This is a genomic window from Shewanella sp. UCD-KL21 (assembly GCF_001957135.1).
Taxonomy (GTDB): Bacteria; Pseudomonadota; Gammaproteobacteria; order Enterobacterales; family Shewanellaceae; genus Shewanella.
Genome location: NZ_MPHK01000013.1, coordinates 60573 through 80577 on the forward strand (window position 1 = coordinate 60573; position 20005 = coordinate 80577).

A 20005-nucleotide genomic window follows, 5' to 3' on the forward strand; every position below is an offset into this window, starting at 1 on the left:
TAAAAGGGAGTGATATGTTTTTGCAGCCAGTCTATCCGATTTTACAGCCAAATATGAGTATTGTAGAGCTAAAACAAGCCATTACTGATTTTGATATTTGGCTAGAGCAACAGATTAGTTGTAGCCCAATTACCGAGATCCTGACATTTCGCGCTCAATTTTTCGATAAACTTCTCAGCCATATTTGGCAAAAGTTTACTTTTGATACAAAAGAAATCTCTCTCAATGCTGTCGGTGGCTACGGCAGGCAAACCCTACACCCTTTTTCTGATATCGATATTTGTATTATTCATGACCACAATTTATCCACCGATGATGCCAATAAACTCAGTGATTTTCTGACTCAATTATGGGACTTGGGTTTAGATTTAGGCCATGCAGTAAGGCGCCTAGATGATACTTTTGTCGCCTGTAAAGAAGATGTCACCATCGCCACCACCTTACTTGAAATTCGCAATATTTGTGGCCATGAAAACCACCAACACCAAGTTATCAGCAAACTCTATGGCGAAAGTATTTGGAGTAGCGCAGCCTTTTTTGAAGCCAAGTTTAATGAGCAACAAGTCAGGCATCATAAAGCCCAAGGCACCGCCTTTAATATTGAGCCCAATTTAAAAAATAGCCCTGGCGGCATGCGTGATATTCAAACGATTACTTGGATAGCTCGTAAGCATTTCTCCATTGACGATCTTAAAGATCTTCGTCGTCTTAATTTTTTAACCGCCGATGAATACGCAGAACTAATGGAGTGCCAAAACTTTATTTGGCGAGTGCGGTTCTCATTGCATCAAGCATCAAATCGCTCTGAAAATAGATTGTTATTGCAACATCAAGCTGAAGTCGCTCGCCTACTGGGCTTTGGCGACAGCGGTAATATCACCATTGAAAAAATGATGCGCCAATTGTTTAGAGCAATGAAACGTATTCGTGAATTAAACCTGATGTTGATGGCTTATTTTCAACGCGAGATATCGCCACTGGAACACAATAATTGTATCGATATCAATGACAATTTTGAGATTTTAAATGGCCAAATAAATGCTAAAAATCAAGATGTGTTTATTGATAGACCACAGATCATGTGGATGTTTTATTATATTGCCGAATACCATCAACAAGTCAAAGGCATTACGCCTGAGACCTTAAGATTGATCAGGCAAGTACGTCGTCGTTTAATGGGCGATTTACAAGACTTTCATGTTTGCCGTGAACTGTTTGTCAAACTATTCAAGCATCCACAAGGCATGGGGCTGGCGATTACCTTAATGCATCAACATGGCATCCTTACCTCATATTTACCCCAATGGCGTGAAGTGGTTGGCCAGATGCAGTTTGATTTATTTCATGCTTATACAGTGGATGAACACACCCACAAACTGTTGAAAAATTTATACGCGTTAACCCATGATGACATCAGCCATGATCACAAGCTGGCCGCTGATATCTACGCTCGGTTCCAAGCCAAAGAAACCATTTTATTTGCTGCACTATTTCATGATCTTGCTAAAGGCCGCGGTGGTGATCACAGCGAACTCGGCGCGGTAGATGCCAAATTATTTGCTAAATTTCATGGTTTAAAAAACTCCCAGCAGCAATTAATTAGCTGGTTAGTAGAACAACATCTATTAATGTCTATCACCTCCCAGCGCATGGATATTCAAGATCCTGATGTGATTACTGCGTTTGCAAAATCCGTGGGCAGCCTCACTAAACTTGATGCTTTGTATTGTTTAACGGTGGCCGATATTCAAGCTACCAATGATGATCTATGGAATGATTGGAAAGCCAGTTTATTAACCGACCTCTACTTTGCCACCCGTAAAGCCCTCAGAAACGGTCTTGAAAATGTATTGCAGCTGCGCACCGTGGTTAGGGAGCACAAACAAGAAGCCCTTAATATCATCAATGCCGACTCACAACTAACAGATGAGCACCAAATACAGACTCAATCCGCTGCTATTCAAAAACTATGGAAAAACCTGCCGTTATCCTTTTTCGGTAATGCAGAATCCAGTGAAATAGCAAAATACACCCTCGGGATACTGGCGCATCAGCAACAAGCTCAAGCGGATTCTGAATCGTTAATTATTGTTGATGATAGTAATGTCAAAGGCTGTAGTGATGTTTTTGTGTATACCAAAGACAGAGCAGGCTTGTTTATTTCTCTGTTTAATACCCTATCAACCTTGAAAATATCAGTGAAGCAAGCACAGATTTCACAAACTAAAGACGGTTACGTGGTTGAAGCTTTTAAAGTACTCGACTTTGACGGTAAACCGATATTCAGTGCCCAGCGCCGTAAACAAGTCACCAGCAAGCTACGTCAGGTGATAGACAATAATGTAATGCCGCCGAAAAAACGCCCTTTAAGACACACCCAAAGCTTTGATAACAAACCCACCATTGAATTTATTCACTCTAAAAAAGCTAACCGCACCTTAGTGCATATTTTAGCGCTAGAAACCCATGAATTTATGGGGCAAATAGCCAGTGCATTCAGAGCACTAGAGCTTACAATTCATTCTGCTGCCATCAGCACAGTCGGTGAGCGAGCTGATAACGTGTTTACCCTTTCCAACCAATACGGTGCACAACTTTCAGAAGAAGAACAAAGCGATTTACAGGAAAAATTAGTGAAATCGATCACTTCAACCTTATAATTATCTCAATTAATGTTGTCAATGAGCGATACATGTCTACCAGCGAAACAAAAACAACAGCTTATAGCTATAGTGTTGAATATATTTTAGATCGATCTCATTTTGAAGAAACCTTCGATGAGTCAGTTGTCATTAATACCAGTCCAAAGCGTTACTTAAAATCAGTGGCATTTTTAGTCGCTGGATTTTTAATGACCATCACCGAGTTAAGCCCCTATGTTGCTTACTTCTTTATTGGTTTAGGGGCCGTTGAAGCACTGCAAGTTAGGTTTAATCGCGCTTGGTGGTTAATGAGGCAACTAATAAGTAAGTCTGCGAATAACCCAGTGACTTTAACCATTGACGATAACGGCATTCATTCAAAGTCGACTTATATTGATCATCATTTAGCTTGGGATGAGGTTTATCGCATTGCAGAAACAAGCCAAGGTTTTTTACTTACCACCCAATTAACCAAGCATTATGTTTCTAAGCGCTGCTTAGATGACACTTGCAGTGATTTTATTCGCCAAAAAATGAACTAAGCATCTGTTTACAGCACGTTTTAACACTTAGGGGAACAATTATGACTAAACCATCATTAAGTTTAAGCATTGTCGTAAGCCTTGTTATCGGCAGTTTTTTCAGCGCAGATACCAATGCTAATGGAATAGCAGCCCCTGAGAATACCGTAAAATCATTAACGGCGGCCTGTGAAAATATGGCCGCTGAAGAGCAAATTGAAGCCATCGAAAAACAGCAATTTATTACCGACTGCATCAATGCCCAGTTAATTGAAATGGGCTATCAAAGGCAAGCACCGCTAGAGAGTGAACAATCAAATACTGAACCAGTTGAACAAGAATTAAATTAACGCCGTGACGCCTTTGGTTAAAAACGGCTTAATGTAAATTAATCACACCAGTATCAGTTTGTATCATTAAGGTGAAATCGATGTAGCCAAATAATGAACAATGTTAACATTATGTTTATTGAAGTTTTATTGATTAGGTAGCAGCCTTAGATGTATCGATTATTGCTCATACTTGCCATTGTTATTGCTGGTATCAAGCCAGCGCAAGCTGAAGAACCCTGCCAAATTGATGGCGACTGCATTGTGGTTGGTCAATGGGATGTCAGTTTAGCGTTGGGCTGGGGCAATAAAACCAATCCTGTAAGCACCTATAAAGATATACCTATCTATGTCATACCCTCCGTCGCTTATTATGGTGAAAGCTGGTTTTTTGACAACTTAAATTTTGGCTACACGCTGGTAGAGCAAGAAAGTTTTACCATTAATATTGCATCTAGCTACAGTGACGAGCGGGCTTTTTTTTATCGCTGGGATCCATCAAATATTTTTTTACCCCAAGCCAGTAGCTTTGATGAGACGGTAGAACTGCCTGCAGCTGATCTGACAGAATCTAGAGGTATATCACAACCTGAGATTTTAAATGAGCTTGAAACCAGACACTTCACTGTATATGGTGGTGTGGAATTTTTTTGGTACGGTAAACTAGGTATATTAAGACTCACCGCAGCCCATGATTTACTTAATGTTCATAACGGACAAGAAGCCAGTGCCAGTTGGTCGTATTCTTTGGCTCTTGATAAATTCCGCTTTGATTTATCATTAGAAGCTGATTGGAAAAGTTCGCAAGTTATTGCTTATTACTATGGTATTAGAGCAACTGAAAATGCATACTGGAGCGCGCAATATCAGCCAGGCTCTGGCTGGAATAAAGCGATTGAGCTAACGACACGTTATAGTCTTTCACAACGCTGGGATTTACTTTTAGCGGCACGTTACACCCGGTTAGCTGATGAAATTATTAACAGTCCAATTATTAATGAAAATTACTCTCGCTCCTACTTCATTGGAGCTGCATATAGGTTCTAATCTTGTTCAGTAAACAAGAATATAACCTCTATCACTTTTTCGGTATATTAATACTGATATTTAGTGCTTTCTGCGTCAAAGCTGATACGCTTGAAACGCAAGCACAGCTTTCGGCTACGCCACATTTATGCCTCAAAGACGCTCAAAACAAACATTGCGAGATGGATATTGAGCTAAATTGGCAACTGAAAACTGACCAACTCATTTGTATTGAATCTAACTATCAAGCAATGAGTCGGTGGTGTAGTGATTCTACTGATGATCATTCATTGCAATTTTCAGTAAAAACAAATAAAGACATTCACTTTGTTTTGGTGAGTAAAAATAATAATAATGAATTGGCGGACGTAATCCTAAAAGTCACCACAATGTCCGAACCCAAAGTTCGCAGACGTTACCGAAACCCTTGGAGTTTATTTTAATGGCAACCCCCCCATCAACTCATAGAGTTCTGTTGGTAGAAGATGATATTCGTCTAGCCAACTTAATTGTGGACTACCTAAAGTCACACGATATGCACGTTGAAGTTGAACGACGTGGCGATACCGTTTTAACACGATTGATTAGTTACAAGCCTGATATCATCCTCCTTGATATTATGCTTCCTGGACTTGATGGATTAAGCCTGTGTGAAAAATTACCTGACTACTTCTCAGGTCCTATATTGTTAATGAGTGCCCTTGGCTCTCCAGAAGACCAAATCAAAGGCCTAGAATTAGGTGCTGATGATTATGTGGTCAAACCTGTCGATCCGAGTTTATTAGTCGCGCGTATTAACAACCTATTACGCCGTCAGGCACAACCGCCAAAACCAGAATCTCATTGCTTAAGCTTTGGTAAGTTAAGTATCGATCCCCATACTCAAGCGATTCGTTTAGGCAATACCGAAGTAGATTTAACCAGCCATGAGTTTGAACTATTATGGTTACTGGCGTCACAAGCGGGGCAAGTATTAAGTAGACAATACATCTACCAATACTTACTCAATATCGATTTTGATGGTAAAGACAGAAAAATCGATGTGCGTATATCTCGCTTACGTAAAAAGCTTGGAGACAGTATTGAAACACCATTCAGAATAAAAACTGTTTGGGGACAAGGTTATTTATTCGCGCCTGAAGCGTGGAATAATTAATTAGGTCATAGAAGACTTTGAAAAGACTCTTCATCAGCCTATACCTATTACTGAGCTTAAGCTTTTTAGGTATAGGCTGGACATTAGATAGCCTCTGGCAACAGCAAGTCGATGAATACGAGAACATGGACTCGCCGTTAATCGCCTTTGCATTACTATTGTCTTTGCAACCTAAAGAGCAGCGCTTAGCGCAGCTTAAAATCATTCAAAAGCAACACCCCTACCCGTTAGCCTTATTTGAAAAAGATGAAATTGCTTTAAGTGGCAATGTTGAATTCTTGGCCAATGAAATTGTCACTACCACCACTGATAGCAGCCACGAATTGCAATTTATTGCCGTTGGCGATCAAGTGTTAATGGCCGGCCCAGTGGATATCGATCCCCGCGGGATGCTGCGTAATATTTTTACGATATTCTTTTATTTGATGCTGGCCTTTGTCGCCTTAATTTGGGTATGGCCGTTATCCAAAGATCTCAAGACCCTTAAAAAAGCCACGCAAAATTTTGGCGAAGCTAAATGGGATACCCGTATTGAGCTCAATCCCGGCTCGCAGGTAGCACCGCTAGCCAATACCTTTAATGACATGGCGCGGCATATCAGTGATTTAATAGACAACCAAAAACACCTCTCTAATGCCGTATCACACGAAATCAGAACCCCGCTGGCACGGTTAAAGTTTGCCTTGGCGTTATTGCCGCAATATTGCCGCCCCAATAGCGATGAGCAAAGACGTCAGCAATTTCTTGATGAAATGCAACTTGATATCAAAGAAATGGAAACCTTACTGCAAGAGCTATTGACCTATGCCAGCCTAGAGGTGCAGCAAGAGCCCACATTAGAGTCTTGTAGCTTAGTGTCGATTACTGAAGAGCTGATCACGCGATTAAAACCCTTAAGCGATAAGCCGATTCATTTTAAGCATATGTATAGTGAGTTATATGTACAGGCCGAACCACAGCTGATAGAGCGTGCGATTCAAAACCTGATCACTAACTCTCAACGCTACACCCATAATCACATCATTGTGTCTTTGTCTGAAGATGACCAGCATCTGCTCCTAACAGTATCTAATGATGGTCCCGCGATCCCTGAAGAAGATCATGAAAGATTATTTGAGCCTTTTTATCGCAGTAAGTCACAGCACCAAGGCAATAAAGGCCATGGTTTAGGCTTAGCCATTATCAAACGCATCATGTTGCGCCACAAAGGCGATGTGACATTAACCAGTGATGATGACAACACCAGCTTCACTTTAATGTGGCCAAAAAGTAAACGTGAACTAGCTGCAGAAAGCGCACATTAATCTCAATAGTTAGCTTAACGCAGCAATCACTAATCTAAGCTAAAATCAGCCAAATCAATATTGTCATCATCCGCTTGTTCATCAAAATCAAATTGAGGATTAGCCTCGGCTTGCTGCTGTTTTATCGCTATTTGATGCGCTTTAAATTTGGCATATTGTCGGCGGCGTTTTCGCTGCAGGCATAAGCGAATAATATTATGCTTTTGTGCATCAGAAAAATGCAGCCAGTTAAAACGCTCATCCCGATTTCTTAAACAGCCATTACAATAACCGCGCGCATCAGTTTGACACACACCTATGCAAGGGCTTGGGACGGAAAAAAAACTTAACTGTTCCATATTTAACTGAGGTTTCTCTCCGACAAAATTGAAGATTTATGCTTCTAACTTAGCATTTATTAACCAAAAAGCCATGTTCAGTGCTGGTTATTTGGCCGACAAATTCTGTGTAAGATTGGTTTACTGCAGGATTTTGATTTAAGCTGATTATTAATTCGCTCAAGAAAACATCCTATAACAAACAGATTTATTGATTAACCGGAGCCACTTATGCTATCTCGTGTGTTATTTACAATGTTACTTCTACTAGGATTAAGCGCCTGCCAAAGCACTACTGGTAAGTCAGACTTTGATACCAAATATGATTTTAGCCAGTTAAAACGATTTCATTTTATTGAAGTGTCAAATCAAGGGGATCAACTCAGCGCAGAGCGGATAAGAGCCAGTATACGTGCCAATTTATTAGCTAAAAACTTTATCGAGCAAGTAGAAACTGACTTAGCCGTTACTCGTGAAACAGCTAGTGGTGAGGTAACTAGTGATGACATAACTGGTGACTTTGGCGTCAGCTACGCCTTTTTAACCAAGGACAAACCAAAAAGCTCAGGGCTCTCTATTGGTCTCGGCACTGGTACTAGTGGCAGTAATGGCGGCATTGGACTCGGTACGAGCATGGGAATACCCATCGGCAGTGACAGCGCTAAAATCCAAGTGATTCAAATTGATATTATAGATTTAAAAGATAACCGACTCATCTGGCGTGGCACTGATGAATATGACTTTGAATCTGGTGGTGATGAAAAAGTCGCAGAAACAACCAAAACCATAAATACCATTCTGGCTCAATTCCCGCCTCAGGCTACTGTAAAGTAAAGAATTAATCTTATTTATATGTCGCTAAAATAAAAAGTCCGCAATCGCGGACTTTTTTGATACAACAATAATCACCTTATCACTAATGCGCTTCAGCAAAGAGGTAATTGAGCCAACCTTGCATTCGCAGTAACACTTTACGAATAATTGATACATGGGTGAAATGTTCGGTATAAATTGCCGCTTGCCCTGCTACACCTGCAGGCAAGCTGGTGCGGAGTTCATCGTCATCTAGCTCGATTAATACTAACGCGCGGCCACGCTTAAATAACTCATTTGAAGAGCGCAGCGCGCCGCCAAATTGTAGCTCACCTTCTGACATCGCAGGTAATACCTTAACGACTTTACCTTTATGTACCACGCCAGGCATGGCATCAAGGATAATTTCCGCTTCATCACCTTCTTTTAAGCGCAGTAATGAATTTTGCCAAAATGCACCAGCAAAGTAGCGGTCTTCATCAGGTATAAATGTCATCGTGGGTCGCAGCGGAATAGGCACAGCCATCACCCCCGGGCGCAGCGCCATTTGAGTGACTACGCCATCAACCGGCGCTTTCACTTCAGTTTGCTCTAAATTAAAGATGGCAGCATCAAGTTCGGCTTTAACCACAGCAACATCAGTATTTACCCCATCGATGTTTGACTCAAATGCCAGTCTAAAACGAATTTCTTCTGCTAGCGCTGATTTAAAAGCAGCTTCTGCGGCTAAATACGATTGGCGTTTATTATCTAACTCAATTTCAGAAAATGGCGAGTTTCTGCCACCTTTACGGCGACCTTCATCATAACGCTCAAAGGCAGATTTGGTTCTGTCACGATTAGCCTCTGCTTGCGCCGCGCGGGCAATCGAACTCTCCCATGAGGCTTTTAATTGCGGTACCGCTTGCAGCGCATCTTCAAGCGCCGCTTCTTTTTGTTTAACTATGGCAATAAAAGGGGTTGGGTCGATTCTGAATAACACGTCACCTTTTTTCACCGGCACATTAGGCCTGACGTTGACTTCGACCACTAAGCCTTTAACTGCGGGATTAATGGGGATTGAAACGAAATATTCACGGGCAAATTTAGTATAAGGATGGTTATAGTTCATCAATACCAATAAAGTACCGATTAGTGCAATACCGCCTAATACCGCCGTTGGCACAGTCCATTTGTTAAGTGGAATTTTAAAAATTTTGAATATCGCCACACAAAAAGCGGTATAAGTTAATATCAGTAGCAGATCCATAGCTACGCTCCTTGTTTTGGCTGGGGTTGAGGTTTAACTGGCTCAGTAGCACTTGCTTGTGCCGATGGCGACTCAATTGAGATTAAGCGCTCATTTAAGTCATTAACCTTTTCCAGTAACTCTTTGACTTCACCTTCTAATATCAACTCACGTTTCTTACCATCACTAAAGCCCCAACCTCTATCTTCGCGGTATAGGGTTGCCCAAATCCAAAGAAATGGCCAGATAGCGTGTAGGGTAAATAAACTTACCCAACCAGCAATATGCAAAGCGTCCTGCTGTGGGTGATTGCGCTTTTTAGCTATTTCATAGGGGATATCATGTATCGCGATAACCCCGTAAAAAATAACCAATGCCACAAAGAACAATAGTCCTAGTGCAAAATAATCCAAAAACATATGACACTCCTATCATATTCAAAACAAGAGAAATACAACCCCTAAAAACAACATACTTGCAACATAAAGATAGCACAAGCCTGATGTTTAAATAATCAATTTAAGTGGTTTATTCGCTATAACAATAAGAGTTTTCACGTGATCTTTTACACACTTATCGGTTTAGCTAATCAATCAAATACCAATAAAAGGTAAACTGCCTCGGCTAATTTTCCCCCTACAAGGTTAAATAATGAATAATAATGTCCCTTTCACCTTTGGTACCGCTAAAACTGATGGCGCAGTAAAAGCCATGCTTTTAGGCTGTGGTGAGCTCGGTAAAGAAGTCGCTATTGAATTACAACGCTTTGGCATCGAAGTCATTGGTGTCGATCGCTACCCTAATGCCCCAGCCATGCAGATAGCCCATCGTTTCCATGTGGTAAACATGCTTGATGAAAAAGCATTACGAGACGTTATTGAATTAGAACAACCGCATCTAGTGATCCCAGAAATTGAAGCAATTGCAACTCAAACGCTGGTCGAATTAGAAAAAGGCGGCATTAATATTATTCCAACCGCTAAAGCGACTCAGTTAACCATGGATAGAGAAGGCATTCGCCGCCTAGCCGCGGAAACCTTAAGCATTCCAACATCGCCTTATTTCTTTTGCGATACATTCGCTGAGTTCAACGCCGCAATTGAGCAAATTGGCCTACCTTGTGTGGTTAAGCCAGTCATGAGCTCATCAGGTAAAGGTCAAAGCGTGATAAAAACCAATGCGCAAATTGAACAAGCTTGGCAATACGCTCAAGAAGGTGGCCGCGCCGGTGGTGGACGAGTGATAATTGAAGGCTTTATTGATTTTGATTATGAAATCACCTTGCTGACCATTAGCGCTGTCAATGGCATTCATTATTGCGATGCCATTGGCCACAGACAAGAAGATGGGGATTATCGTGAGTCTTGGCAGCCACAAGCGATGTCAGCGGTAGCACTTGCAAAAGCGCAGCAAATTGGTGAGCAAGTAGTAACCGCGTTAGGCGGCTATGGCTTATTTGGTGTTGAGCTGTTTATCAAAGGTGATGAAGTGTACTTTTCAGAAGTATCACCAAGACCCCATGATACCGGTTTAGTCACCCTTATTAGCCAAGACTTATCTGAGTTTGCTTTACATGTTCGGGCTATTTTAGGCCTGCCGATTACCGAGATTAAGCAACATGGCGCAAGTGCCTCTGCGGTTATTCTGGCAGAAGGTAAATCTGACAATATTCGCTATCAAGGCGTTGCTGAAGCATTAGCGCAAACGGACACCCAAATTAAACTATTTGGTAAACCTGATATTGATGGCAGACGCCGCTTGGGTGTTGCCTTAGCCCGTGATAACAGTATTGATAATGCCATAACTAAAGCCATCGCATCGGCAGCCAAAGTTAAGGTCATTTTTTAGCTTTACTCAATGACAACTCGCCTATTACCGCTTAGCATTGCGCTTTGCGGCATGGGGGAATGATTGTTCACTGAAAAATAAAAGCCTAACCTCAAGCACCTAAAGTACTCAGGTTAGGCTTTTTAATACAAAAATGGCAGATGGCCTTAAAATGAGTTTAAAAGCGCTAGCTGTTTTTTCTTTTAGGCAGCACTTTGCCTTGCAAGTGAAATAACACTAAAATCAACATCCTTAATAAGGATTTTAGTTTGCCATCTTGCCGGAAACGCCCCGCTTGCATTAATTTTTGCAAAACAAATATTTTGTCGTAAACATTGATAACCAGTTCATCAGAGCTTTTACCGATATATTTATCAAACTCAGGGTAATCAATAATGGTGTTAGCCACTAAGCTATTAGCAGTTAAACGATTAAAGTCATAACCTTGTGTCATTGATTGCTTAAACACATCCACATCAATTCCAGCGACTATTTTATCAACACTAAGACCCTGTTCTAGTCCTGCGGCAATAAAGTTAATATTGGCTTCAATTTCAAAGACAAGCGCGCGTTGCTGGCCTTTATGCTTTTCAACCCGCGCATGTTCTTTTTCAAATACATCGTAAAGCGCTTTCCATAAACTCATATTGCACAAACATCCTTATTTGTTTTTCTAACTAATTAACCTGATTAGATGGGGTGTTGTTCAAAAATTGCGCCACGTTATCCACGGCAATATTTAACAGATTTTGCCTTGCCTCTATTGTTGCCCAAGCGATGTGAGGGGTAATAATGGTATTTTTAGCCGCTAATAACGGGTTATCAGCCGTTGGCGGCTCACTTGAAAGCACGTCAAGTGCAGCGCTAAGGCGATTATCATTTAACGCATCAGCCAATGCTGCTTCATCCACTAAGCCGCCTCTGGCGGTATTAACCAACAAAGCGTTAGGCTTAAACAACTCAAGACTTTGAGCATTGATCATGCTATCGGTCACTTGATTTAGCGGGCAATGTAGCGACACGATATCAGACTGGCTTAATAGCTGTTCGAGCGGCTGCCATTTGACGCCCTCAGGTAAAGCGGTTTTAGCTGTCGATGTGGTGATTAACACCTGCATATTGAAAGCCAGTGCTAACCTTGCCACTTGCTGGCCAATGTCACCATAACCAACAATGCCCATGGTTTTACCTTTTAGCGAGACTAACGATGAAAGCGTAAAACAAAAGTCCCTCGATTGACTCCACTGGCCTTGTTTAACGGCCTTGTCATGTAAATCCACCTGCTGAGTGTGTTGCAGTATTAAGGCAAAGACCATTTGCGCCACAGCATCTGGACCATAAGCAGGTACATTAGTGACAACTATCTGCTGCGCGTTAGCCGCTGCGATATCAACCACATTGGTGCCTGTTGCCGTCACGCCTATGTATTTAAGCTGTGGACATTGGCTTATCACCTCAGCATCTATTACCGCTTTATTGGTTAAGATTATATCGGCATCTTTGCTACGGTTAATAATATCTGCTGCCATAGTGTGTTCATAAACGCTAAGCTCACCCAGCGCAGCTAACGATGACCAATCTAAATCACCCGGATTTAATGTATGGCCATCAAGTACAACAATTTTCATGTTCGGTCACCTAATTAAAATTTAACCTCTAAACCAATATTTCCCTGCCCTTGCCACATGATATCGGCTGATATGTTCCACACACATTCATTGGGGCCGCAGAAAAAGCTATTGTTTGAGTTAACGAATGTAGCGTAGCCTCTTACATCGGCAAATAAGGCCACTTGAGGGGTAATTTCATAGGCTACGCCGCCGCCAAATCCCATTGAAAAACGGGTTTCAGTTGAAAAGTCATTGCTCGGTCGCATATGCGTGACACCGGCAGTGACGGTAACGTAAGGTTTAACGCGGCCATTGGGGAAAAATAAACTTCCACCGACATGGAAATAATCAACATCAAGATCAGTTAAGACATCCGCACTAAAAGCATTACTTCTCAAATCAGTTTTTTGGGTGCTATAAAGAAAGTAAATATTACCTGGGTCTTTGGTCGTCACCCCTGCCATAAAGCCATAATGCTCTGACTCGGTTATTTTTAGCTTATCTGTTTGCTGACTATTCACATCGCCAATATCAAACTCTGTACTGCCAAAACTATAACCGCCAAAAGGAGCAACAAACACCTCAGCTTGAGCCGTGGTTGTTAACAACGCCAAGCTCACCAGGCTTACAGCCGCTTTATAATGCATAAATAACTCCCTTTCACATCACGTCTTAATGTTGATTATTGGTTATCGCCCTTACTATTCATTCTGCGATTATTTCATTCCACGAGATGTTTTTACTGTTTCATAAGCAGACTGAATGTCTTGAGCTTTGCTTTTTGCCAGTTCCATCATTTCTTCTGGCAAGCCTTTAGCGACCAGTTTGTCTGGATGATGCTCATTCATGAGTTTTCGATAAGCACGTTTAATTTCTTGATCGCTTGAAGACTCCTGCTTACCCAAAAGTGAATAGGCATCTTCAAGCTGCATGTGGCTGCCATTGGCCGTTTGATGATGATGAAATTCTGCCTGCCAACGATTTAGCAGTGCATCTAAATGAGCTTGGCCTAAGCCTAACTCTTTGGCTATGGTTGATAAAATCTGCTTTTCTTTACTATGCAGTTCGCCATCGGAAAGCGCCGTTTGGATTTGAATTTCAAGAAACATTTGTAATATTTCACGGCGACCTTGGGTCATCACTCGAAATTCGCGTAGGGTTTTGACTAAATCGAAATTGGCATCGCGTCCATTTCTAAATGCTGTTTGCGCATCACGTCTGGCATCACCAGTTAGCTTCATTTGATCCATCAGCATAGTGGCAATACGAATATCCACATCCGTCACATGGCCAGAAGCTTTGGCAACATGGCCCATAACCGTAAAGGTGGTATTAAAAAACTCAGCTTGACGCTGATGCCCCTTACGCAGCATCTCGGCAAAACCACTGCGTTTATCGTACATATGACCAAGCCAAAGCCCTAATAGGGCGCCGAAACCTTTACCAAACATGTAACCGATAATAAAACCGAAAACCTTACCCCAAATACGCATTCATCTTCCTGTTGTTAATTTGTCTTACTGCTGAGCTCAACGCCGTCTTATGTCGACTGGTTATTGATGGCACATGTTGTCATGTGCCTACTGCGGCCTACTTACAATTTACGTTTCTGCTGCTATGGTGCCTGTTGCCAAGTAGTTTGTTAACAAGTCTAACCGCTCAATGGTACCTACATCACACCAGTAAGTACTGGTACGACTACCGATAATCTTTTTATCCGCCATTTTGTGACGTAATAATGGCCCTAAGGCTTGCTTACCTGCCCCAATGTCAGCAAACATTTTTGGATGATAAATCCCCATGCCTGAATAGGTCAGCTTGTTAGCACCCGCTTGCGCTAATTGCGCCCCTATCATGGCAAAGTCACCTATCGGATTGTGCTGAGGGTTATCAACTAACCATAAAAATGCCTCTAATACGGGATCTGCATTTAATTGCGCCATTGCCTGAGTGATATCAGGTAATTCATCGATATATATATCGCCATTGATAACCAAAAACGCTTCGTCAGCTAATAGGCTTAAGGCTTGTTTAATGCCGCCAGCGGTTTCTAAGGCGTTTTCTTCAGCACTATAGTTAATAGTGAGCCCCCACTGACTGCCATTGCCTAGCGCTTGTACTAGTTTATGCCCTAACCAAGCATGGTTGATAACAACTTCTTTGATGCCTGCTGCGGCTAATTTTTCTAAGTGGTAAACAATCAGCGGCTTACCAGCAGCAGCGACCAAGGGCTTGGGAAGTGAATCTGTAAGCGGTCGCAATCGCTCACCACGACCCGCAGCCAAAATCATGGCTTTCATATATTAATGTCCATAGGGTTAAGCTTATCTGTGTATATTAACGGTAACCGCGCGAATATCATTGATCTGTCGCATCGGCACTAAAATGCGTTAACACCTTTTGTTGTAGCCATTGGCCAAAGGCTTGTAGCTCTGGGTATAAAGCGGCAATATCAACGATGTAACCAAGGGTGAGTGGAATATCCTTCAAATAACCGGCTTTGCCATCACGCAAATTAAGCCGTACAAATATGCCAGCGGCTTTTATGTGGCGCTGCATTCCCATTAAATCAAACCAGCGCTGATATTGACTAAAGCTTACACTGTCATCCATTAACCCATGCTGAATACACAAATTAAAATGATCCATTTGAAGTTGATTAACCACGGCATCTGGCCATCTCACGTAACAGTCTCGCAATAATGACACCGCATCGTAGGTAACAGGGCCTATCACCGCATCTTGAAAATCAATTAAGGCTAATTGTTGCTGATTTATGAGAATATTGCGGCAATGAAAATCACGGTGCATTCCCACTGTTGGCTGCTCAATAGCATTAGCTGTTAAAATAGCAAAAGCATTCTCGATAATGCCATGGTCATCTTCACTCAAGGTTAATTGCAACTGCTTCGTTAACAGCCACTCGGTAAATATGGCTAACTCTCGCTGGACAAAAGCGACATCGTATTGCGGTAAGTCGCCCTTAATTGTGGACTTAACCTGCGCCACTTGCGGCAATAACCCTAACGCTTGCTGATAAAAATCAATCACAGATTGGTTATTTAAGCGTGTGATGAGTTGCTCATCGCCTAAATCTGACTGCAATACAAAGCCGTTAATATCATCTTGTGCTATAACTTCAGGTACCTTTAATCCTGCTTGCGCGTATGCCGCCGCTAGATCAATAAAGGGCGCAATGGGTACCAGTTCAATAGGCGAGTCAGAGACGATATACGTGCTTGCTAAATGCTGAACGCGAAAATAACGACGAAAACTGGCATCACCACAAATGAGTGTTGGGGTGATATCTGTGTTGAAATGTTGACTTAACCACTTACTCAGTAAAATAAATCTTGTATCAGATAAACTCATCTCAATGGCTCTTATGTAAAAATTGCTTTATTATAGCCAACATAACATTTGGAAACAGCTAAAGATAAAATGTTAGCTGTGGCTCTTTTTTCAATTCATTTTGTCTAGACTAAGAATTCATAATCAATTATTAACATGCAGATCCGTTATTTCCTGGCATTAAGCCTGTTACCAAACCTAGTCTTGGCGCAAGAGTCTCCTGAAATAGAAGAGGCTCAACTTCAGTGTGCAGTGCAGGCCCCCGTTTCACCGTCGATAAACGACCGTGATAGCATTAGCAATATTTCAGCTGAAGATATTGTCATTATTTCCGATCGCTCTGAAGCAGCCATGGGCGATAAAGCCCAATTTTCAGGTAATGTCAGTTTCAGCCAAGGTAGTCGTCATATCAGTGCGGACGAAGCCATCTTAGATCAAAAAAATGAGCAATTAGATGCTAATGGCAATCTGATTTTCAGTGATGAGCAATTTACCGTAACCGCAGATTCATTAAATGCGCAAATGCTGACCAACAGCGCCACCCTTACAGGGGCTAAGTATTGGCTTAATGGCCAACAAATTAATGGCGATGCTCAGCAATTAAAAATTACCGAACAAAACAATTTAGAGCTCAGTAACACCAATTTCACCACCTGCCCCCCTGGCGATAACTCTTGGCGCCTTGAAGCGAAAGAAATTCGCATCGACAGCAGTGAAGAATGGGGCGAGATCTGGGATGCTAAATTACGCATAGCCGATGTACCTATTATGTACATACCCTATATGACCATTCCGGTTTCAGATAAAAGAAAGTCAGGCTTCTTATTCCCCGGTTTTAGCACCAGTACCACCAATGGCGTTGAAGTCAGTGTGCCTTATTATTGGAATATTGCCCCAGAATACGACTTAACCTTTACTCCAACCTATATGTCAGCCCGAGGGTTTTACAGTAAAACAGAATTTCGATACTTAGCCGGTGAACAACAAGATGGTCAATTCAACTTTGAATTCCTTGCTAATGACGACAAATTAGATAATAGCCCTGATCGCTACCTTTATCATTGGCGCCATCAAGGTGCAATAAATGAAAACTGGCGTGTACAAGCCAATTTTACAGATGTCTCAGACAATAACTATTTCAATGATCTCAGTTCTGATGTTAATCGCTCAACCGACAATCAGCTTTCACGTATCGGTGAAATTAGCTACTTTGAACGAGATTGGAACCTCGGCATGCGGGTACAAGATATTAAAGTTCTCGGCGAAGAAGAGAGCCCTTATCAGGTCATGCCTCAGCTGAACTTTAACTATCAGACTAATGATTTTTGGAATGGGTTAGATTTTAAATTCAATTCTGAGCTAACCAATTTTCAACATAAAGAAAATGACTATGCCACGGCAACACGTTTTCATATGGAGCCAAGTATAAGCTGGCCGATACAAGGGCCTGCAGGCTCTGTGACCAGTGAAGTTAAATTACTGCAAACCCAATACTGGCAAGACAACAATAACAGTAACGATGAGCTGGATGACACGGTCAACCGAACCATTCCTCAGGTGCGAATTCACGGTCAAATTAATTTCGAACGTCAGTTAGCCATGCTTGGCAGTAATTACAAACAAACCTTAGAGCCACAATTTCAATATTTATATGTCGGTTATGAAGACCAATCTAATATTGGTGTTTATGATACTGCCCAGCTACAAGAAGATTACTTTGGTTTATTTAGAGACCGCCGTTTTTCAGGCTTAGACCGAATAGCCGATACCAATCAAATGACCTTAGGCTTAACCACCCGCCTCTTTGATGAGGCCAATGTTGAAAAATTTAAATTCAGCATCGGTCAAATTGTGTTTATTGAAGATAGTAAAATAAATAGTTACAACGACATAGAAGCGGATGCATCAACGTCGGTGCTGGCCGCTGAAATCGATGCCAATATGTATCAAGATTGGTTTATTAGTGGTGCAGTGCAATTTGATACCGAAAAAGGTGAGAATAAGAAAAGTGAAGTCACCTTAGATTTTAGACCAAGTAATGACAAATTATTACAGTTTAGCTATCGCTATGTGCCTGACTTGCTTAACACCAACACGAATGACAGAGTGAACATATCTCAAATAGGTATGCGTACCTCATGGCCAATAAGTGATGATTTATATTTTGTCGGTAACTTTTATTACGACTTAAATGAATCAAGAAATATTGAAACCTATACTGGTGTCCAATACGAGTCTTGCTGCTGGGCAGTGCGCTTAAGTTACCATTACCGCATTAAAACTAATTACGATGATGATTTAAACCCAAGTTTAGATAGCCGAGAAGAGTTTGAAAGTGGTGTATACCTCAACTTTATCATTAAAGGCTTAGGTGGTTCTGGCCCTCTAGGTGTGGAAGACATGCTTGATGACGGATTATTTAACTATCGTAAACCACTTTACTTGAGGAATTAGCCATCATTTGTGATAGATTGCTGAACCTACTGGAAAACAAACAGTCCTAATAAAAGATAACAACACTGTATGTGGTATATATGCCACTGCAATTAAAACTAAAAGTGCCAAGGATTTCGTGGATGAAACACTGTAAGAAAATGATTTTTGCTTTATTTACTTTGGCAATGAGCCAAGTAACCATCGCGGCGCCAGTTCCCCTCGACCGCGTATCAGTACAAATTAATGAGGGTATTATTCTTGAAAGTGAAATCACTCACATGGTGGCGTCGGTAAAAGCCAATGCGCTAAAAGCAGGCCAAGGCTTACCGTCAGATAATGCACTTCGCACTCAAGTTATTGAACGTTTAATTTTAACTCACTTGCAATTGCAAATGGCAGAGCGTATTGGTCTCTCTATTGGCGACTTACAACTTGATCAAACCATTGAGAATATTGCTAAAGAGCAAAAGCTCACGGTTTCTCAAATGCAACAACAAATTGAAAGCGAAGGTATGAGCTATGCACAATACCGTGAGCAATTACGCGAAGAAATCACCCTAGGTGAAATCCAACGTATTCAAGTTCAGCGTCGTATTCAAGTCTCGCCGCAAGAGATCAGTAACTTAGTTAAAATGATCCAAGAGCAAGGCTTAAAAGATGTTGAGTTCCAAGTTGGACATATCTTAATTGAAGTGCCAAACAACCCAAGCAGTGAACAACTTGAAGCATCGAGCAAACGGGCGAATATCGTATTAGACCGCTTAAATGAAGGTGAAGATTTTCGCCGTACAGCTATCGCATCCTCATCAGGCCCTAAAGCGCTTGAAGGTGGTATCTGGGATTACATGAGCGTGAACGAAATGCCAACCTTGTTTGCAGAGGTGGTAACTGACGCTAAAACGGGTGATGTCATTGGCCCAATTAAAAGTGCTTCAGGTTTTCATATTATTAAAATTATGGACGCTCGCGGCCTGCAAACCAAAGAAATTAATGAAGTCAGATCACGTCATATTTTGCTAAAACCGTCACCGATTCTTTCAGAAGATCGTGCTAAAGCAATGCTAGAAAGCTTCTTAACTCAAGTTCGTTCAGGCGAAGCTGATTTTGCAGCACTTGCGCGCCAATACTCTGAAGATCCAGGTTCAGGGGCAAAAGGTGGTGAATTAGGCTGGGCAGAACCGACAGTATATGTACCTGAGTTTGCTCAAACATTATCAAGCTTAGAAATTAATGAGTATAGTGAACCCTTTAGAACAACCCATGGATGGCACATCGTTCAACTTGAAGAAAGACGTAAAACTGATGCTACAGCTCAGTTTAATAGCAATCGTGCTCACCAGTTGATTTATCGTCGTAAGTTCAATGAAGAACTGCAAAACTGGTTAGATGAAATGCGTTCAGAAGCCTATATTGAAGTTTTTGAACCTGAGAGTACTCGAGGTTAA

20 protein-coding genes are annotated in these 20005 nt (G+C 41.5%); 11 read left to right on the forward strand and 9 right to left on the reverse strand.

Going from position 1 to position 20005, the window contains the following annotated elements:
- The first annotated feature begins 14 nt into the window (after window positions 1-14).
- The 7 genes from glnD to BM739_RS12740 all read left to right on the forward strand — a co-directional run bounded on the left by glnD (window position 15) and on the right by BM739_RS12740 (window position 6978).
- Complete coding sequence (glnD, locus tag BM739_RS12710; protein ID WP_076541162.1) at window positions 15-2660, forward strand: [protein-PII] uridylyltransferase; 2646 nt, start codon at window positions 15-17, stop codon at window positions 2658-2660.
- Window positions 2661-2692: 32 nt separating this feature from the next.
- On the forward strand, window positions 2693-3184 hold the full coding sequence (locus tag BM739_RS12715) for a YcxB family protein (RefSeq protein WP_076541164.1): 492 nt from the start codon (window positions 2693-2695) through the stop codon (window positions 3182-3184).
- Between the two features lie 41 nt (window positions 3185-3225).
- On the forward strand, window positions 3226-3513 hold the full coding sequence (locus BM739_RS12720; RefSeq protein WP_076541166.1) for a hypothetical protein: 288 nt from the start codon (window positions 3226-3228) through the stop codon (window positions 3511-3513).
- A gap of 150 nt (window positions 3514-3663) precedes the next feature.
- Complete coding sequence (locus BM739_RS12725) at window positions 3664-4539, forward strand: MipA/OmpV family protein (protein ID WP_076541168.1); 876 nt, start codon at window positions 3664-3666, stop codon at window positions 4537-4539.
- Window positions 4540-4541: 2 nt separating this feature from the next.
- Window positions 4542-4961 carry a DUF3019 domain-containing protein gene (locus BM739_RS12730; RefSeq protein ID WP_076541170.1) on the forward strand — a complete coding sequence of 140 codons (420 nt, stop codon included), beginning with the start codon at window positions 4542-4544 and terminating at the stop codon, window positions 4959-4961.
- Window positions 4961-5674, forward strand: a complete 714-nt coding sequence (locus BM739_RS12735) for a winged helix-turn-helix domain-containing protein (RefSeq protein WP_076541172.1) — start codon at window positions 4961-4963, stop codon at window positions 5672-5674. The genes BM739_RS12730 and BM739_RS12735 overlap by 1 nt, the downstream gene beginning before the upstream one ends.
- A 17-nt stretch (window positions 5675-5691) precedes the next feature.
- Entirely contained in the window at window positions 5692-6978 is a 1287-nt protein-coding gene (locus BM739_RS12740; protein ID WP_076541174.1) for an ATP-binding protein, read from the forward strand.
- Window positions 6979-7007: 29 nt separating this feature from the next.
- On the opposite strand, the gene BM739_RS12745 is transcribed toward BM739_RS12740, so the two are convergent.
- Window positions 7008-7316 (reverse strand): DUF1289 domain-containing protein, encoded by a 309-nt coding sequence (locus BM739_RS12745; RefSeq protein WP_076541176.1) that lies wholly within the window; start codon window positions 7314-7316, stop codon window positions 7008-7010.
- Window positions 7317-7526: 210 nt separating this feature from the next.
- Here BM739_RS12745 and BM739_RS12750 point away from each other — a divergent pair, with 210 nt between their 5' ends.
- Entirely contained in the window at window positions 7527-8129 is a 603-nt protein-coding gene (locus tag BM739_RS12750) for a DUF4136 domain-containing protein (RefSeq protein ID WP_076541181.1), read from the forward strand.
- Window positions 8130-8211: 82 nt separating this feature from the next.
- Here the strand turns inward: BM739_RS12750 and BM739_RS12755 are convergent, their stop codons facing one another.
- On the reverse strand, window positions 8212-9357 hold the full coding sequence (locus BM739_RS12755; protein WP_076541183.1) for an HlyD family secretion protein: 1146 nt from the start codon (window positions 9355-9357) through the stop codon (window positions 8212-8214).
- Between the two features lie 2 nt (window positions 9358-9359).
- The gene (locus BM739_RS12760) at window positions 9360-9755 is read right to left on the reverse strand and encodes a DUF3302 domain-containing protein (protein WP_076541185.1); all 396 of its coding nucleotides are present in this window, start codon (window positions 9753-9755) and stop codon (window positions 9360-9362) included.
- 232 nt (window positions 9756-9987) lie between these two features.
- Here BM739_RS12760 and purT point away from each other — a divergent pair, with 232 nt between their 5' ends.
- Window positions 9988-11184 carry a formate-dependent phosphoribosylglycinamide formyltransferase gene (purT, locus tag BM739_RS12765; protein ID WP_076541187.1) on the forward strand — a complete coding sequence of 399 codons (1197 nt, stop codon included), beginning with the start codon at window positions 9988-9990 and terminating at the stop codon, window positions 11182-11184.
- Between the two features lie 166 nt (window positions 11185-11350).
- On the opposite strand, the gene BM739_RS12770 is transcribed toward purT, so the two are convergent.
- From BM739_RS12770 to BM739_RS12795, 6 genes are all read right to left on the reverse strand, one after another.
- Entirely contained in the window at window positions 11351-11809 is a 459-nt protein-coding gene (locus tag BM739_RS12770) for a hypothetical protein (protein WP_076541189.1), read from the reverse strand.
- A 31-nt stretch (window positions 11810-11840) separates the two neighbouring features.
- Window positions 11841-12791 carry a D-2-hydroxyacid dehydrogenase gene (locus BM739_RS12775; protein WP_076541191.1) on the reverse strand — a complete coding sequence of 317 codons (951 nt, stop codon included), beginning with the start codon at window positions 12789-12791 and terminating at the stop codon, window positions 11841-11843.
- Window positions 12792-12805: 14 nt separating this feature from the next.
- A complete protein-coding gene (locus BM739_RS12780; RefSeq protein WP_076541193.1) occupies window positions 12806-13420 on the reverse strand; it encodes an outer membrane beta-barrel protein in 615 nt (204 codons plus the stop codon).
- Window positions 13421-13489: 69 nt separating this feature from the next.
- The gene (gene djlA / locus BM739_RS12785) at window positions 13490-14266 is read right to left on the reverse strand and encodes a co-chaperone DjlA (protein WP_076541194.1); all 777 of its coding nucleotides are present in this window, start codon (window positions 14264-14266) and stop codon (window positions 13490-13492) included.
- Window positions 14267-14374: 108 nt separating this feature from the next.
- Window positions 14375-15073 (reverse strand): N-acetylmuramate alpha-1-phosphate uridylyltransferase MurU, encoded by a 699-nt coding sequence (murU, locus tag BM739_RS12790; RefSeq protein WP_076541196.1) that lies wholly within the window; start codon window positions 15071-15073, stop codon window positions 14375-14377.
- Window positions 15074-15131: 58 nt separating this feature from the next.
- Window positions 15132-16145: an aminoglycoside phosphotransferase family protein gene (locus BM739_RS12795; RefSeq protein ID WP_076541197.1), complete on the reverse strand. Its 1014-nt coding sequence runs from the start codon at window positions 16143-16145 to the stop codon at window positions 15132-15134.
- A gap of 135 nt (window positions 16146-16280) precedes the next feature.
- Between BM739_RS12795 and lptD the strand changes: the two genes are divergently transcribed.
- Entirely contained in the window at window positions 16281-18578 is a 2298-nt protein-coding gene (gene lptD, locus BM739_RS12800; protein ID WP_076541199.1) for an LPS assembly protein LptD, read from the forward strand.
- Window positions 18579-18700: 122 nt separating this feature from the next.
- Entirely contained in the window at window positions 18701-20005 is a 1305-nt protein-coding gene (gene surA / locus BM739_RS12805) for a peptidylprolyl isomerase SurA (RefSeq protein ID WP_076541201.1), read from the forward strand.